The organism is Microbacterium maritypicum MF109, assembly GCF_000455825.1.
In the GTDB taxonomy this organism is placed as follows: domain Bacteria; phylum Actinomycetota; class Actinomycetes; order Actinomycetales; family Microbacteriaceae; genus Microbacterium; species Microbacterium maritypicum_A.
This window is the reverse complement of the sequence record NZ_ATAO01000079.1, coordinates 21034-35266: the sequence shown is the minus strand read 5'-3', so window position 1 is coordinate 35266 and position 14233 is coordinate 21034. Positions and strand designations below refer to the sequence as shown.

Genomic DNA, 14233 nt, shown 5'->3' with positions numbered 1-14233 from the left:
AATGTGACAGGTGCTAGATGCCCAGACGAAAGTCACGACGCTCCATCGCTGGCGTCGGCGCGCTCACGTAGACTCGACATCTCTCGGCCGGAGGAAGGAATCACCGGCTATGGGGAACCCTGGGGCGACGCTCTCCGCGTACCGGGACATGCAGTCGCAGGCGCGATCGATCCTTGAGGCCGCGAAGAATGGGCCTCTGCAGTCGCTCTCCGATCGCGAGCTCGCGCTCCGTGACCACCCGCTCACGATCTATCCTCACGCGCTCCAACGCAAGGTGCTCGCGTGGGTGCGGTTCGGGCCCGAGGCGGTGCGCGTCGATGCAAAGATCGTGCGCTCCACTCCCCTCGCCGCTGGCATCGAGTTCCGGGCAGAGGACCAGAAGTTCCGCTGCTGGGTATGGGGCAACGCTGTGGAGTTGGTCGCGACCGATTCATAACGTTCCTCCACTGAATGTCCAAACTGCCGATAGCATTCGGATCATTCGGCCTGTGAGTCTTCTGGGGGGCCGATCACACAGCCGAGAGGAACCCTCATGTCAGACCCGACCCCCGCCGCCGGTTGGTACCCGGCACCGCATGCCAACAACGAACAGCGGTACTGGGACGGCACCCAATGGCTTGAGCCACAACCCACTCCCACGATCGATGCCTCGACGAGCGCAGGCGTCTCGTCGGACGCGACGACGCCTGCCGAGGCCGAATACCCCGCCAAGGCGAAGATGCCCGCGAAGAAAAAGTGGATCATCGGTGGATCTATCGCCGCCGGCGTGATCCTCATCGGCAGCATCGGCAGCGCCCTCGGGCTCGGCAACAAGGACGACGCGCCCACGGCGGACACCAAGCCGACGACCGCGGCCGAACCTGTCGAAGAAGAGGCGTCACCGAGCATCGTCGTTCCCGATGTGGTTGGCATCCCCGTATCCGACGCAATCGTCGTACTCACCGAGGCTGGACTCACCCCGCCTGCGCTGACCACCTTCGAAGATCCGACTGCACTCGTCGTTTCCACGAGTCGCACTGCCGGGTCCGCCGCCACAGATGGCGCAGCGATCTCGATCGTCGTGGAAGAGAAACCGAAGCTCACCCTCGCCCAGCAGAACGCAATCGGCAAAGCGCAGAGCTACCTGAGTTTCTCCGGCTTCTCCCGCTCGGGCCTGATCCAGCAGCTCGAATTTGAGGGCTTCAGCACGGAAGACGCGACGTTCGGCGCCGACAACGCCGGAGCCGACTGGAACGCCGAGTGCGCGCAGAAGGCCCAGTCCTACATGGACATGTCGTCATTCTCCCGGCAGAGCCTCTATGACCAGCTCGCGTTCGAAGGGTTCCAGCCCACCGAGATTGAGTTCGGTCTCGCTGCTGTCGGGTACTGACACCCGTCGAACGACAGAAGAAACCCCCACCCGGCCGAAGCCGGGTGGGGGTTTCTGTTCGCGCGTCTCAGCGGTGGTCTCGGCGCAGCGTCTCGCCAGGCTCGAAGCGCTTCTCGACGGCAGCGGCCGTGCTCTTGGCGATGAGCGCGTAAGACGCCTGGACGACGACGATCGCGAGCAGCACGAGGACGGGCCACTCCGGGATCACATCTCCGGTGTAGGCGAAGTAGAACACGAGCACAGCGCCAGCGAGAGCGATCGCCACGAGGACCGCGACTGCCTTCCGCTGCCACGGCGTGCGCACGAACGGGAGGGCTCCGTTGAGAGCGGCGATCGCATACGGCGCGATCAGGCCGAGCAGCCCGAGCACACCCGCGGGGATGGTGGGCAGGGTGATGTCCATCAGTTCTCCTTGTTGTTGATCGCATCGGTCAGTCGGCCGATGTCTTTGCGGAGGCCACGCACATCGGAGCGGACCTCCCCGGTCTCGAGGCGTCCTGCTTGCACGTCCTCTCGCAGTTGGACTGTGTCGTCGGAGGCCTTGCGCGCGGCACGCACGGCGTGACTAGCGGTCTCTTCGACGCCGCGGATCCGGGCGTCGAGTTTGTCGATGTCATCACGCAGGTTCGTGCCGTGCGAGTTCTTGACTTGGTGACGGATGTCACCGGCGCGCTGAAGGACGAGTCCGAGGATTGTCGCTGCGGCACCGAGCAGCGCGACGAGCACCTTCGCGGTTGGCTCGTCGAGGAGCGCTTCGCCGGTATCGTCGCGCAGCCCGGAGGACCAGATCAGGGCGGCGCCCGTCGCGACAACCCCGACTGCGACGATCACCCACGACGGCACCGTCCGATGCATGTGGCGCTCCGGCAGGTTCTCCTCCGCCATCAGCTCATCAGCCGGCGCGCGGCGTCGTCGTTCACGGCCTTCGCGATCGCCGCATAGTCCAGCTTCACCATCGGCGTGCCGATCTGCTTTGCCACCGCATCCGCGATCACCTCCACCTGCGCTTCGGATACCCCGATCCGCTTGCGGATGTCAGCGAGCACCTCCGGGATACCGTTGACCTGCGCCATGATCGCTTTGAGAGCGTCCGGCAGTCCGTTCACCTGCGCTTCGATGTCGCGAGTATTGCCCATGATCGTGTCGTCCCACTGGCCTGGCTGCAGCCCACCAGCACCGAGCGCCTGCAAGACGGCATCGAGCTTCTTCTCCTGTTCGGCGTTCATGATGTCCTCCGGTCTGGTTGTGTTGCCGCCTCCGGCAGCAGATGCGATCGCTCCGAGTGGTCCCCAGAACGTCCAGTGCCACCACTCGCGAAAGCCCATGCCTTCGCAGGTGATGTTGTGTCGTTTCGCGAGCACCTGGGCTCGGCGGTGCGCGGGGGTGTCGGAGTTGTACGGGTATCCGAGATCGTTCGCACGCCTCTTGCCGTGGTTCCCGGTCCCGGGAGGGGCCACGGTGCCGAGCGGGGAGAACCGCACGTACCGGACTCCCCGCCACCACCTGACGTCGTTAAAGGAGCCGACGCCTGACGCCTGCGGACGGAACCGCGCCAAGAAGACATCGATCTCGTCTTGCTCCTCGCGGTCGCCGTCGTTGACGACCATTGCGGGGAGACCTTCGCGTTCGAGGTCTGCGGAGAGTCCAGCGAATGCAGAACGGGTTCCCACAGCGCGGTTGTACGCATCGCCCGCATATCGGATAGGCATCAGGCGCTCCGCACAATGTCCGCGAAACAGTCCGCAGCACTCAGCGAAAGCCCCGCCGCCTCGCCCAGCGAGAACACCTCGATGTAGTCGCCCGCGTTCATCTGGAATGTCTTCGTTATCGTCGGGAAAGACCCCGCCCCGCCACCAACGATCGGCGGCACGATCTGCCGAGCGGCAGGATCAACCACGCCGTTTTTCCCCAACTGCACGCCCGTCGCGTAGACCGTCGACAGTCCGCGAATCTTCGCCGTGACCGTGAACTGCCCCGCGGCCGGCGCGACCAGGCGTGAGGTGTTCGACACCGTGCTGTGAAAGCCGTCGGTGTCAACGTCCTCGAGGTTCCACGTCAGCGGCGTCGGGACGTACGCGCCGCCCGTTGCCTGAGGCGTGCTCGTCTTGACGCTGCACGATGCGCCCTGGCTGATCCATACTCCGCCGACCCGGTCCATCATCCGCTTCGTGTCGAGGCGGTACGCAACGGATCCATCCGGCGCGGCCCAGGTGTCGAGCGCGTTCCGCAGCCACACCACGCCGCCCGCCGCAGCCGTGAAGGTGTGCGTCTGAGTGATAACGGCCGTCGCGGTCGTGGTCGTGGTCGACAGGATCTCCGCCGTCGCGAGTTCGAGCGCACCAACTGGGATCGCAGGCTTCGACGGGGTCAGTGCCGCCCCGCCCTGGGTGACACCGAAGATGACGTCGTTGTTCGCGTCCGCGTGCTGCACGAACTGAGCGCGTACCCAGATCACATCGATTCGTGAGTTCGACGAGGGGGCGGCTGTCGTCGGAACAATGGTCACCGCATCATTCGAGATCAGCTCGACACCGGTGTTGATGCGCGACGTTGCGGCCAGGAATGGGGCAACGTCGTATCCCATCGACGCGCGGCCGCTCACGATGGGATTCGCATTCGAGGGGAAGATCCCCGCGCGTGGGGTTCCGTCCGCGTTGCGCACGATCAGCCCTGCGGTGACGCGGCGTGTGTCAGTGATGGACAGCCCCGACGGGTGCTGCGTCGGGAAGGATCGGTTCAGAGCCACGATTGGCCTCCTCAGGCGATGGTGAAGCTGCCGATCACGGCGAGCTGTGCGAAGTTCTGCGAGTGGGAGGGGAAGGCCGCGGGGTTCAGCGGTTGCAGCTGGAAGGCGACGCTTATCGAGGTCTTTCCGGTGACGTCGACCACGGCCGCACTGGTCGCGGTGATGACGTTGTTGACGAGCGTCGCGCCGGCGTCCTTCGCGGCGGGGAACTGGCGTGACGCGACACCGTCGATCAGCACTCGGCCGTAACTAGTCGTGAGTCCGCCGCTCGTCTGGTCGAGCACCGCGGCGGTGCCGATCGCGAGCACCTGCAACCGGGTGCGATCCTCGGGAACGAGCAAGGTCACGACCGCGTAGCTGTTCCACCCGGTCGCGAGGCCGATCGGCGACGCCTGCCCGACTTGGAAGTCCTGGAACGGTAGCCGCTTGACTGCCTGCGCGCGCTGCGTCCCGGTCGAGGTCTTGAGATCAGCAACCTCGCGGCGGAGCTTTCGAAACTCCTCGAGGATCGCACCGATGTCTCCACCGGGGGCGGGAGTGGGGTCGGCCATGTGCGCCGCTCCTCTCAGTCGTCGTAGACCTCGCCACAGGTGATCGTCACCCAGTCAGAGATCGCCCCAGACAGCCCCGCGATCCGCCGCGTGTAGGTGCCCGGTGGCACGTACCCGCCGGTGACCGGCGTGTCCTCGGTGACGATCACGTTCACCAGCGAGCCCGGCCCATACTCGTACGGGAACGGCGTCTGATCTGCGCGCACGTTGAACGACCAGAACTCCCACGGTTTCCGCGCCGTGCGCATCGTCTCCACGTTCCAGGCGTCGAGCGTCGCCGGATCAACGATGCTCGACGACGCATCAGTTTCGATCTCGAGGAGAGGGAAGCCGTTATCGATGAGCGTTGGGTCGTAGAGCGATCGGACGATTGTGGTGTCGTCAGATCGGCCGCCTTCGGACCAGGCGAGCGACGCCATTCGGGACGGGTCGCGCTGGACGGTCAGTCCGGAACCGCCAGCGCCGACTTCCCAGTCGAAGATGTCGGGGCCCTGGAGTCGGGGCTGCTCCTCGGTGCCGGTCTCGAACACCCATCGGAACCGGTCAGGGCCATCCCATTCGAGGCGGAGTCGAATGTCGGGCCCGTGCTGCAGCGCGGACAGGTCCGACCACGCGTCGTCGACCTTCTTGCGTTCGATCGCGTCATAGGACTTGGTGCGTGTGCCCGCTCGGTCTGCAGGCCACACGATCGGCAGGTCGCCGGCTCCGGGCCAGGCGCACGCCTGCTGACCGATCCGCTTCGCGATCGTGCCGTAATCCAGACCGCTCCACGATGAGTCGAGCGATGTGTCCGGCACACCGGTCGGCAGCGTCAGCGACTGCGTGAGCGCTGCCGGCGGCAGGATGGACCGGCGGGTGAAGAGGATGCGGCCGCCGCGTGCAGTCATCTTGAGAGAACCGCTCGCATCGGCGAAGTCGTGGGGCAGGATCGGGCCGCCCTCGAGCCGCCCATTCACGTCGACGGCGATTGAGTGCTTCCACGGCGTGCCTAGGTTGCGCCAGTCGCGGGAGCCCTCGGCATCCGACTTCAGGTTGAACGTGATGTCGATGGTCTCGGCCTGGTTCGCATTCTCGGACCACTGCAGATCCGACGGCTCGACTTGCTGCAGCAACGCGCCCCCACGGGTCTCGAAGACATAGGCGTTCACCACCATGCTGAAAGCACCCGCCCTCCGAGCTTTGGAGCCCCCTCCGGGGCCGTGACGTCGAACTGATACGACCGGGACTCCCCGGGCGGGATGAGCGCCCACTCGCGCCAGCGCAGCCACCGAGACACGTCCGACTGGCCGTCGATCGTCGCGCGGTGCAGCGAGGTGTCGATATCGACGTAGGACCCATCCGGGACCAGACGGTCGAGGCCGATGCGCGCGCCCGTCTCCACGGTCGTGATGAGAGCCGAAGTGAATCCGCCGAGTAGCCGAAACATCGGGGCCGATGGCGCCTTCCCCGAATTCGTAAGCGTGATGCGACCGGACACACCACCGGCGGGCCAGATGAGCGGCCATACCGCCGGCCACACGAGCCCCAGTCCGGCCGACGGAGGCTCCGTGAAGACCCACGGGACATCGGCGGCAACCTGATACCGACGAGGGTCGGCAGCGATCATGTCGATCGCGGCCTTCCCCGTCGACCGGCCATGGTGATCCGATGCGCTCGAGACCTGCACCTTCACGCGGCGGGCGGACCGTGCCGCCGACGTTGTGACGATTGCCTCGACCGGACCCTCAGCGCCGACCGCAGCGAGAGTGTCGTACGCCTCTTCTACCTCCGCCGCAGATCCACCCAGGAAGGCCGCGTTGAAGCTGATCGCCCGGGAGGTGCGCAGCGCCTTCGACGACTCGAATGCGCCGTGCCCCTGCGGGCGCTCCTCCTCTTCCTCCTTGTTGTCGGTCTGGCCGAACCAGTCGATCAGGTCGGAGAACACCCACCCCGCCGCGCCCGTCTCGGCGAACGTGATCGGCCCGAGCTGAATGGTCGTCATGATGCCGCAAGCCCCCTCTGCGCTTCACGCCCCAGCTGCCGGATCGCGAGACGCGGATCGTTGGTCTTGAGCGTGATGTGCTGCGTGACCCCTGCCGGCTGGTTGCCGGAGATACCCTCTTCGAGCGCCTGATTCATCAGCCCCGTGTCGACCACGGATTCCGGTCGGCCGGCTTCGGCGAGCACCGCGAGTGTGCCACCCGAGCGCGGGAGGATCGTCGCTCCGTCGGCGAGACGAGGGATCTTCCCGATCGAGAAGTCAATCGTTCCTCCGGTCACGTCGGAGACGAAGTTCCCGACCTCGTTGAGACCGCCGATGAACCCGTTGATCCCGTCGATGATGAAGTTGATGAACCCCTTGAATGTGTTCCGGATACCGGCCCAGATGCCCTCGAAGAAGCTCCCGAGGCCGCTGAAGACATCGGTAAAGATCCGGCCGACTTCCTTCACGACCGGGATCACAAACCCGTTGAACAGCGGGACGATGATCGTGTTCACGAGCCAGGTGATGACGCCCGCAAGGGCCGTGATGACCGTTGCGATCAGGTTGAACACTGGGACGAGGATCATGCCGACGATCTCGGCGACCGAGGTCAGGATCGGTGCGAGCGCCTCCACTAGTGCACCGATGAGCGGAGCGAACGCGGCGAGTAGTGCGACGACCACGGGGATGAGCGCCTCGATGATCGGGAACAGAGCCGATACGAGTGTCGTCACCACGGGGATGAGCGCCTCGAACAATGTGCCGAGGATCCCCCCGAGGGTGGTCATCAGGGACACGATCGGCGGGAGCGCGGCTCCGAGAGCCTGCCCGATGACAGACGCGAGCTGACCGAACAGTGATGCGAGCATCGGCAATACCGGCTCGAGCGCCTTGAAGATCAACATCACCGGAGAGACCGACATCCACAAGTCCAGCAGCACAGGTAGGAGCGGACTGATCGCCTGCCAGATCTGCGCGAAAGCCGGCGCGAGTGCCTCCCAGATGACCGACGCGACCTCGCCGAAGGTGGCGATGATCGGGCCAAACACAGCCCCGAGATCGGGCACGTCATCGAACAGACCGTTGACGAACTTCATCGCGGACCCGAGCCCGTTGAAGATCGCCGTACCGACCGGTTCGAGCGCCGTGAGCGCCCGGTTCTTGAAGACCATCCACTGCTCAGAGAAGTCGGCGGTCTCGTCGGCGACACCGAGGATGGTGTCGCCGGTCGCACCGACCGATGCCTGCAGGTCGTCGAGGTTCACGACGCCGGACTGCAGCGCGCCGACGAACTGTGCGGCGCCGCGCGTGCCGAAGATCTGCGATGCGAGATCGAGCGCTGCGGCCGTCTCCCCCTTGTCGACGAACGACTGCATCTCGCCGGTGACGCGCTGGAACGCGGCCTGCGGTTCCTCGCCGTCCTTCGCCAGCGTGACGAGACCCTTCGACAGGGACGCCATTACCTGCTGCGAGTTCAGGCCCGCCTTGTCGAGCGAACCGAGCAAGGAGACCGAGTCTTCGAACGAGAAGCCGAGGTTCTGCAGCGCGGGCGCCGCGGACTGCGCGCCGGACGCGAGCTGGTTGATGCCGACGCCTGTCGCCTGCGACACCTGGAACAGGGTGTCCATCGCGGACGAGACACCCTCGCCCTCGATCTTGAACGCGTTGAACGCCGCCGACGTCGCGTTGATGTCGACGTCTTCACCGAGGATGCGACCAGCCTCGAGGTACTGCGCCGAGACGGTGGTGAGAGTCTCGCCACTCAGGCCGAGACGGGTGTTCAGGTCGGCGACGGTCGACCCGATCTTGTCGAACGAGGCGGGCACGTTTGCGCCGACGTTCTTCGCCACCTGGACGAGACCGTCGAGCGCTTCGCCCTGCGCGCCGGTGCCGACACGGATGGTGTCGGTCACATCGTCGAAGATGGAACCGACCTCGTAGAGACCCTTGAAGGTACCGACGATCGCGGCGCCCACTGCGGCGACACCGATCGCGCCCTTCGCCTTTGCGGCCCACTCGGAGCCCGCACGCTTCCCGGACTCCCCCGCTGCGTTCTCGCCAGGCAGTAGCGCCTTCGTGACGTTCTCGGTAGCGCCCTCCATGGTGGGCACCATGCGGAGCCAGACGGTAGCGAGTTCGACCCCCTCAGCAGAGCCCATGGTGAACCTCCTCGGGTCAGCGCTTTCCGGCGGACTCCCACCAGTCGTCGAACTGGGAGATCGGGATCGGGTCGCGCCCGAACTTCTGCTGTTTGCGCTTCTCCCACCACCGCGCGAGACGCTTCGGGCGAGCGCCCTTGCCGCGACGCAGCAGGAAGTTCGTCGCCTGCACCTGGTCGACGAGCACGGCAAGCACCTGCTCGATCCACGACGGGACTTCGTGCCCGTGGACGGCGGCCCCCAGGGCGTTACCCGGGAGCTTCTGCCACCGCCGCACGAGCACGAACAGGTCGCGCCACGTGAAGGCATCGGAGCCGATGTCGCGCCACCGGAGGCCGGCGGCGATCAGCTCGAACTCGATGGCCTCCTGGTGCTCTTCTACGAGTTCGAGGAGGCCGAGGATTCCCCCAGCGTCACGCTCGATCCCGTGCGCCACGCGTTCGAGAAGTCCTCCAGCTCGGAGCGCTTCAGGGTGTCGAAGGCGACGAGCTGCCCCTCGTCGAGGTAGTGCTCGATGAGAGTGAAGATCTGGTCGATCTGCGACAGTCGGCGGATCTTGCGGATGACGCCGACTTCGATGTCCTCGAACTTCGGAAGGACGATCTCGGTGTCGCCGACGACGTAGTGGAACTTCTCCAACATGGGAACCTGCTTCCTGGGAACCGATGGAATGGTGCGTCGCGACCGGACGGGTTCCCGGCGCCCGGCCGCGACGGTCTGACAGATCAGGCCGAGACGACGCCGTCGTCCAGGAAGATGTAGACGTTCTTTCCGGCAGCGTCCGGGTACGTCGTGAGCGTCACCGGGAGGGTGATCGCGGCGGAGGCGAGCAGCGAGATCTCGCCGCGCTCGGTGACCTGCCCGTGGGGCACGAAGATCAGTGCACGGCGGTCGCCGTCCTTGACCTTGATGTACCAGGCCTTGATCGGGCGCGCCTCGCCGGCGATGGCCGCACGGGTGAGTGTGCCCTTCGACGCGGTCGCCGCGGTGACCTCGACGTTGTCGTCGCCCATGTAGTTCTTGAGCGCTTCCTCAGACAGCTCGAGGTGCGCCCATGCGAGCGTCGCGTCGAACTCGGTGAGGATCTTGCGGATCGTCTTCAGCGACCAGTCCTTGATCGACTCGGTCGACTCGGTCGGCGTGATGGTCACGCCGTCCTCACCGACATAGCCGGAGTCCTTCAGGCCGGTGAAGACGAAGTCGTCGATCGTCTCGGGGATGACGTCCGTTTCCGGACCGGTGAGGATCGCGCCGGTCGTCGCCTGATCGGGCGCACCGACGAACACCTTCTTGCTGTTCACTGACATCGCAGTTGCCCCTTTCAGGCATGGATGAGCACTGCTCCGGTCGGAGCGGTGCGCGAGTGGGAACTCAGGCCGTGACCCTGCGCAGGTCGACGGAGATCAGAGCGGTGAACCGAAAGTGATCGGGCACCAGCGGGTTCGGCAAGCTCTGCGGAAGAGACGCCGTCCGGGATCGGTAGACGGTCGCGCCGCCGAGCGACCCTGCCCGTGCGGCAGCCTCGACGATCGCCAGCATGAGCGCGCACAGGTCACGCGCCTCCTGCTCCTTCACTGAGTAGCCTTCGAGGCTGAGCGTCGGCGAGTCCGTGACGAGGTCACGTGTCGTCCCGCCTGTAGCGATGAGCCGGCCGAAGACGTCCGGTTTGGGGTTCGTGGTGGGGATCTTCGTTCCGAGCCGCCGGTTCGCGGTCGTGACCGCGGGGAAGCCATGGATCGGAAGCCTGGTGGAGAGCTCCGCGAGCGCACGCACCTCGATGTCCTCGGGGAGCAGAAGTTCCACGGTCACCTCCCGGCGTCGATGACGCGTGTCAGCGCGCGATCCTCAGCTTCCGCGAGCTTCGCGTCCGTCGTGGTCGCGGTCACGAACACGACCACGCGGTCACGGTTCTTCGATGTCGTCACCTCGAAGCCATCGCCGGCGGCGGCCGCGATGCGCTCACCGCGAGGGGTGAGGTTGTCGGCGACCTCCTGGGAGGCGAGGAGTTTCCGGATCGCGTCGCGGTTGACCTTGATGCGCATGCCCTTGACGGCCATCAGCCCTCCCAAGCGACGAGCGACAAGATCGTGTGGGAGGTACACGGCGACGGACCGGGTTGTCGCACCACGGCGCCGTCGATCTTGCACCGCTCACCGAACACGGTGATGCGGTCGTGGCGTTCGACGTCGGCGTCGAACGGACCGCGAGCGGTCCACCGGCTCGCGGCTCCGTCACGGTTCTGCAGATCGGCGACCGTGTTGCCAGCGTCGAGCGCCCATCCAGGCAGGTCGACGGGTGTTGCATCGGTGAAATCTGCCTCGACGCCGCCGCGGCCGTTGTCGACCATCTGCGGTCGTTCGCGCACGATGGCATGCCGGGCGACGATCCCGCCGATCACGGCAGCCACCCGATCTTGTAGGCGGCAAGCCGGTCGTGGTCGGAGGCCTGAAGTGCGCCGGAGCTGCGGGCGTAGGTGACGGAGACGCCGCCTGCCTGCTCCCGCGTGATGCCCGTCGGCGAGCCGAGTGCGCCGGCGGCGAGTTCGAGCGTCAGCGTCACGAGATCCGCCGGAACATCGGCGAAACCGGCGGTGAAGGTCACGGACCGGCGACGACCGCAGAGGTTCGTCCAGCCGGTCATCTTGTCGAACTCGATCGAGTCCGCGACGAGCACGGTGCCATCGATCGTCGCGGCGGTCACGGATGCGATCGCCATCGCGGGCAGCCAGACGTGTTCGGCGTACGGGCCGACGCGCTCGAAGGTGAGCGTCTCAACCTTCGCGATGTGCCAGCCGCACGCGTTCCGGATGGTCTCGGTTGCGGCCTTGAGCTCTTTCTCGAGGAAGGGGTGGTTGACGGGGATCGCGCCTTGCGACCGGTCAGCCATTTCCTGCGCTGTCGCGAACGACTCGGTCTGAAGCGCCATCCCCGCCACCCCCTGCTACTCGCTTGCGTCCGGGTCGGACGCGTCCTCGACGCCGCCAGCGGGCGGCGTCACGGGTGCCACCTCGGCGGCCTTGTCAGCCGCGGGCTTCGCAACCTTGTTGCGCGGCGTGCGCGCCTTGCGCGGAGTGCTCGCCTTCGCCGCCGCCTTCTTGGGTGCGCCCTTCGACTCGGTCGCCTTCGACTTCTGGTCGAACACGCCCAGTCGCTTCGCGTCCTCGTCGGACAGCATCAGCGTGGTCTTGTGCGGGTGTCGTCCTTCGGTGACGACTTCGTATGCCTGCAGTCCCATGTCTCCTCCTGAGGATCGGGTCACGTTCGAGTCGATGGGGATCACCGTGGTCTGAGGCCCACACGCGCGATGCGGTGCGCCGCAGACTTTGCATTTCGCCACGGTGATCCCCTTTCGACTACGCGGTCAGGTCGACCGAGACGAACGCCTTCGGACGGGTGACGCCGAACGCGACGCGCTCCTCGCCGAGGATGGCGACGAGGTTGCGGATGAAGAAGTCCGCGTGCGAGTCGGTGGCGGTGATGGACGCCTGCTCACGGTCCCAGAGGACCGCCTTGGTGTAGTCGCCCACGAGTCCGGTGCCGGCGGCGATGGCCTCGGACTCGACGATCGGCAGGCCCCAGACCGTGCGGACACCCGCCGCAGCGAACGGGCCGGGTCCGAAGAACTGGCCGTCCCCGTCGATGGGGCGCAGCAGGTCGAGCCGCTCGGCGTCCTCCGGGTTCAGCACGATGCCGTTCGCGGCGACGCGGCCCACGGTGCGGGTCTTCGTCTTCGCCTTGCGAATCGTGGTGAGGAGGTCGTCCGTCCACGCCTGGGTCTGGATGCCGGAGGTCTGCAGGATGCCGGTCAGGTTCTCACCCGAGCCGGATCCGTTGAGGATCTGGTCCTCTTCCTCCTCCGCCAGGTCGGCGCGGAGCTCGTCGTCGATCAGGCCACGCAGCTGCGAGGCGTCGGCGAGGCCGCGCTTCGTGGCCGGCACCCACTCGGCGATCGTCTTGACTGTCGCGGTGACCTTCTCGAAGGCCATCGAGCCCTCGGGCTTGTACCCTCCGCCGGCGTTCAGGACGAGCGCGCCAGCCGTGCCGGGCGCTGTGGGTGCAGCGGCCGACGTCGCCTCGGGCACCGGCGCGGCGCTCGAGAGCTGCGTGGTCTGACGCACGTACTCCACGGTGTCCGACTCGGTCTGACGGACTGAGATCAGATCGCGCACCGTCAGCTCGCGACGTCCGAGCATCTCGAGGATGTTCTGGATGTCCGTGTTGACGAACGCGCCGCCTGATGTGTCGGATGCGCCGGTGACGAGCGCCTTCACGCCCATCGGCGCCGACTGCACGCGAGCCTTCTCGTTGATGCGCCCGTCCGCGAACTGGCCCATCATCGACTTGTACTCGGCAGACTCGGCGAACATCTGGCCGATGCTCTTCAGCTTCGACGGCTGACGGAACGCGTCAGGCGTTGCCTTCTGTCCGGCGGGCTCGAGGCCGAGGTCGACGCCGATCTCCGAGAGCGCCGACTTCAGCGACTCGGTCGACTGTGTGCGCTCGAAGTCCTTCTTCGCCGCCTTGTAGTCGAGGAGCGCCGCAGTGGCCTTCTCGTTCTCTTCGGCGGTGAGGTCGCGAGCTTCGCGCTCCGCCAGCTCCGAGATGTCGCGCGCGATCTTCAGCGCTGCGCCCATCCGCTCCTTGATTGCTGCACTCATGTGCGTTATCCCCTTTCAGGACTTGATGGTTTCGAGCTCGCCGATTGCGAGGTCGAGTTGCAGACGCTTCGGGGCGGGCGGCGTGCGCGTGGGCTCCTCGACGGGCTTGACCCCAGCGGGCTCCTCGTTCGTCTTGGCCGGTTCGCTTCCGCTGGCCTTGCTGTCGTCTTCGGACTCGCCGACTGCGGCGAGCACGGTGTTCACCGCGGTGACTCCGGACTGGATCTGTTCCAGTGCGGAGCGCAGCGCGGTCTCGTTCTTCGCGGAGAGCACCCGGCCGGCCTTGAGCCCATGTTTCACCGCGAGGATCTCTGTCTCGGCGTTCGCGCCGAGCGGTACGACGGACACCTCGTAGAGGGTGAGGTCGAGCAGCTCGTTCACATCGACGCCATCGACGGTGCCTCGTCGCGAGGACTCGGTGTCGAAGGCGAACGACATCTGCGCGACGCGGCCGCCCTTGATGAGGCGGTACACCTGCGCGGCCTTCGGGTTCTCGAGGTCGAGGACACCCTCGACCCAGAGGCCGTGCTCGTCCTCTTTCGCTTCCTCGATGTGCCCGATGTTCGAGAAGGGGTCGTAGAAGTCATGCCCCCACAGCAGCGGCAGCTTCTCGTCCTTCTCGGCCCACTCGGCGAGTGTGCGCTCGAACGCGCCCTTGCGGACAACGTCGCCGTAGCTGTCGACGTTGTCGAACACGGACGCATATGCCTGGAAGGTTCCGTCGACGGTTTCGTCGCCGATCGCCTTGACCTTGACGGTGCAGATCTTCAGATCCATCGCGGACCCTC

The 14233-nt window shown here is 66.1% G+C and carries 20 protein-coding genes; 2 read left to right on the top strand and 18 right to left on the bottom strand.

Going from position 1 to position 14233, the window contains the following annotated elements; genetic code table 11:
• Nucleotides 1-109: 109 nt before the first annotated feature.
• The gene (locus tag L687_RS25905; RefSeq protein WP_021198715.1) at nucleotides 110-436 is read left to right on the top strand and encodes a hypothetical protein; all 327 of its coding nucleotides are present in this window, start codon (nucleotides 110-112) and stop codon (nucleotides 434-436) included.
• 96 nt (nucleotides 437-532) lie between these two features.
• Nucleotides 533-1369 carry an Ltp family lipoprotein gene (locus L687_RS42075; protein ID WP_021198714.1) on the top strand — a complete coding sequence of 279 codons (837 nt, stop codon included), beginning with the start codon at nucleotides 533-535 and terminating at the stop codon, nucleotides 1367-1369.
• Nucleotides 1370-1436: 67 nt separating this feature from the next.
• Here L687_RS42075 and L687_RS25900 read toward each other — a convergent pair whose 3' ends face one another.
• The 18 genes from L687_RS25900 to L687_RS25815 all read right to left on the bottom strand — a co-directional run bounded on the left by L687_RS25900 (nucleotide 1437) and on the right by L687_RS25815 (nucleotide 14222).
• Nucleotides 1437-1772, bottom strand: a complete 336-nt coding sequence (locus tag L687_RS25900) for a hypothetical protein (protein WP_021198713.1) — start codon at nucleotides 1770-1772, stop codon at nucleotides 1437-1439.
• The gene (locus L687_RS25895; RefSeq protein ID WP_021198712.1) at nucleotides 1772-2254 is read right to left on the bottom strand and encodes a DUF2746 domain-containing protein; all 483 of its coding nucleotides are present in this window, start codon (nucleotides 2252-2254) and stop codon (nucleotides 1772-1774) included. Before L687_RS25895 ends, L687_RS25900 begins: the two co-directional genes overlap by 1 nt.
• Nucleotides 2254-3078, bottom strand: a complete 825-nt coding sequence (locus L687_RS25890) for a hypothetical protein (RefSeq protein ID WP_021198711.1) — start codon at nucleotides 3076-3078, stop codon at nucleotides 2254-2256. The genes L687_RS25895 and L687_RS25890 overlap by 1 nt, the downstream gene beginning before the upstream one ends.
• On the bottom strand, nucleotides 3078-4115 hold the full coding sequence (locus L687_RS25885; protein ID WP_021198710.1) for a hypothetical protein: 1038 nt from the start codon (nucleotides 4113-4115) through the stop codon (nucleotides 3078-3080). Before L687_RS25885 ends, L687_RS25890 begins: the two co-directional genes overlap by 1 nt.
• 11 nt (nucleotides 4116-4126) lie before the next feature.
• Nucleotides 4127-4666 (bottom strand): hypothetical protein, encoded by a 540-nt coding sequence (locus L687_RS25880; protein ID WP_021198709.1) that lies wholly within the window; start codon nucleotides 4664-4666, stop codon nucleotides 4127-4129.
• Between the two features lie 14 nt (nucleotides 4667-4680).
• The gene (locus L687_RS25875; RefSeq protein ID WP_021198708.1) at nucleotides 4681-5820 is read right to left on the bottom strand and encodes a hypothetical protein; all 1140 of its coding nucleotides are present in this window, start codon (nucleotides 5818-5820) and stop codon (nucleotides 4681-4683) included.
• Complete coding sequence (locus L687_RS25870; protein ID WP_021198707.1) at nucleotides 5811-6647, bottom strand: hypothetical protein; 837 nt, start codon at nucleotides 6645-6647, stop codon at nucleotides 5811-5813. The genes L687_RS25875 and L687_RS25870 overlap by 10 nt, the downstream gene beginning before the upstream one ends.
• Nucleotides 6644-8788 (bottom strand): phage tail tape measure protein, encoded by a 2145-nt coding sequence (locus tag L687_RS25865; RefSeq protein WP_021198706.1) that lies wholly within the window; start codon nucleotides 8786-8788, stop codon nucleotides 6644-6646. The genes L687_RS25870 and L687_RS25865 overlap by 4 nt, the downstream gene beginning before the upstream one ends.
• A gap of 16 nt (nucleotides 8789-8804) precedes the next feature.
• Nucleotides 8805-9224 carry a hypothetical protein gene (locus L687_RS42710; RefSeq protein WP_021198705.1) on the bottom strand — a complete coding sequence of 140 codons (420 nt, stop codon included), beginning with the start codon at nucleotides 9222-9224 and terminating at the stop codon, nucleotides 8805-8807.
• Nucleotides 9167-9430, bottom strand: coding sequence for a hypothetical protein (locus L687_RS25855; protein WP_021198704.1), 264 nt, complete (start codon nucleotides 9428-9430; stop codon nucleotides 9167-9169). Before L687_RS25855 ends, L687_RS42710 begins: the two co-directional genes overlap by 58 nt.
• An 83-nt stretch (nucleotides 9431-9513) precedes the next feature.
• Entirely contained in the window at nucleotides 9514-10095 is a 582-nt protein-coding gene (locus L687_RS25850; RefSeq protein WP_021198703.1) for a phage tail tube protein, read from the bottom strand.
• A gap of 64 nt (nucleotides 10096-10159) precedes the next feature.
• Nucleotides 10160-10591, bottom strand: a complete 432-nt coding sequence (locus L687_RS25845; RefSeq protein ID WP_152525854.1) for a hypothetical protein — start codon at nucleotides 10589-10591, stop codon at nucleotides 10160-10162.
• A 2-nt stretch (nucleotides 10592-10593) separates the two neighbouring features.
• The gene (locus L687_RS25840; RefSeq protein WP_021198701.1) at nucleotides 10594-10845 is read right to left on the bottom strand and encodes a hypothetical protein; all 252 of its coding nucleotides are present in this window, start codon (nucleotides 10843-10845) and stop codon (nucleotides 10594-10596) included.
• Complete coding sequence (locus tag L687_RS25835; protein WP_021198700.1) at nucleotides 10845-11195, bottom strand: hypothetical protein; 351 nt, start codon at nucleotides 11193-11195, stop codon at nucleotides 10845-10847. Before L687_RS25835 ends, L687_RS25840 begins: the two co-directional genes overlap by 1 nt.
• Complete coding sequence (locus L687_RS25830) at nucleotides 11183-11713, bottom strand: hypothetical protein (protein WP_021198699.1); 531 nt, start codon at nucleotides 11711-11713, stop codon at nucleotides 11183-11185. Before L687_RS25830 ends, L687_RS25835 begins: the two co-directional genes overlap by 13 nt.
• Nucleotides 11714-11728: 15 nt before the next feature.
• A complete protein-coding gene (locus L687_RS25825) occupies nucleotides 11729-12022 on the bottom strand; it encodes a hypothetical protein (RefSeq protein WP_021198698.1) in 294 nt (97 codons plus the stop codon).
• Between the two features lie 118 nt (nucleotides 12023-12140).
• Nucleotides 12141-13445, bottom strand: coding sequence for a phage major capsid protein (locus tag L687_RS25820; RefSeq protein WP_031206777.1), 1305 nt, complete (start codon nucleotides 13443-13445; stop codon nucleotides 12141-12143).
• Nucleotides 13446-13460: 15 nt separating this feature from the next.
• Nucleotides 13461-14222 (bottom strand): HK97 family phage prohead protease, encoded by a 762-nt coding sequence (locus L687_RS25815; protein ID WP_021198696.1) that lies wholly within the window; start codon nucleotides 14220-14222, stop codon nucleotides 13461-13463.
• Between the last annotated feature and the right edge of the window lie 11 nt (nucleotides 14223-14233).

Excerpts from the sequence above, each read along its gene's own strand:
- L687_RS25820 (WP_031206777.1), bottom strand. The coding sequence starts at position 13,445 with ATGAGTGCAGCAATCAAGGAGCGGATGGGCGCAGCGCTGAAGATCGCG.
- L687_RS42075 (WP_021198714.1), top strand. The coding sequence starts at position 533 with ATGTCAGACCCGACCCCCGCCGCCGGTTGGTACCCGGCACCGCATGCC.
- L687_RS25895 (WP_021198712.1), bottom strand. The coding sequence starts at position 2,254 with ATGGCGGAGGAGAACCTGCCGGAGCGCCACATGCATCGGACGGTGCCG.
- L687_RS25825 (WP_021198698.1), bottom strand. The coding sequence starts at position 12,022 with ATGGGACTGCAGGCATACGAAGTCGTCACCGAAGGACGACACCCGCAC.
- L687_RS25890 (WP_021198711.1), bottom strand. The coding sequence starts at position 3,078 with ATGCCTATCCGATATGCGGGCGATGCGTACAACCGCGCTGTGGGAACC.
- L687_RS25850 (WP_021198703.1), bottom strand. The coding sequence starts at position 10,095 with ATGTCAGTGAACAGCAAGAAGGTGTTCGTCGGTGCGCCCGATCAGGCG.
- L687_RS25865 (WP_021198706.1), bottom strand. The coding sequence starts at position 8,788 with ATGGGCTCTGCTGAGGGGGTCGAACTCGCTACCGTCTGGCTCCGCATG.
- L687_RS25870 (WP_021198707.1), bottom strand. The coding sequence starts at position 6,647 with ATGACGACCATTCAGCTCGGGCCGATCACGTTCGCCGAGACGGGCGCG.
- L687_RS25830 (WP_021198699.1), bottom strand. The coding sequence starts at position 11,713 with ATGGCGCTTCAGACCGAGTCGTTCGCGACAGCGCAGGAAATGGCTGAC.
- L687_RS25815 (WP_021198696.1), bottom strand. The coding sequence starts at position 14,222 with ATGGATCTGAAGATCTGCACCGTCAAGGTCAAGGCGATCGGCGACGAA.
- L687_RS25880 (WP_021198709.1), bottom strand. The coding sequence starts at position 4,666 with ATGGCCGACCCCACTCCCGCCCCCGGTGGAGACATCGGTGCGATCCTC.
- L687_RS25840 (WP_021198701.1), bottom strand. The coding sequence starts at position 10,845 with ATGGCCGTCAAGGGCATGCGCATCAAGGTCAACCGCGACGCGATCCGG.
- L687_RS25900 (WP_021198713.1), bottom strand. The coding sequence starts at position 1,772 with ATGGACATCACCCTGCCCACCATCCCCGCGGGTGTGCTCGGGCTGCTC.
- L687_RS25875 (WP_021198708.1), bottom strand. The coding sequence starts at position 5,820 with ATGGTGGTGAACGCCTATGTCTTCGAGACCCGTGGGGGCGCGTTGCTG.
- L687_RS25905 (WP_021198715.1), top strand. The coding sequence starts at position 110 with ATGGGGAACCCTGGGGCGACGCTCTCCGCGTACCGGGACATGCAGTCG.
- L687_RS25855 (WP_021198704.1), bottom strand. The coding sequence starts at position 9,430 with ATGTTGGAGAAGTTCCACTACGTCGTCGGCGACACCGAGATCGTCCTT.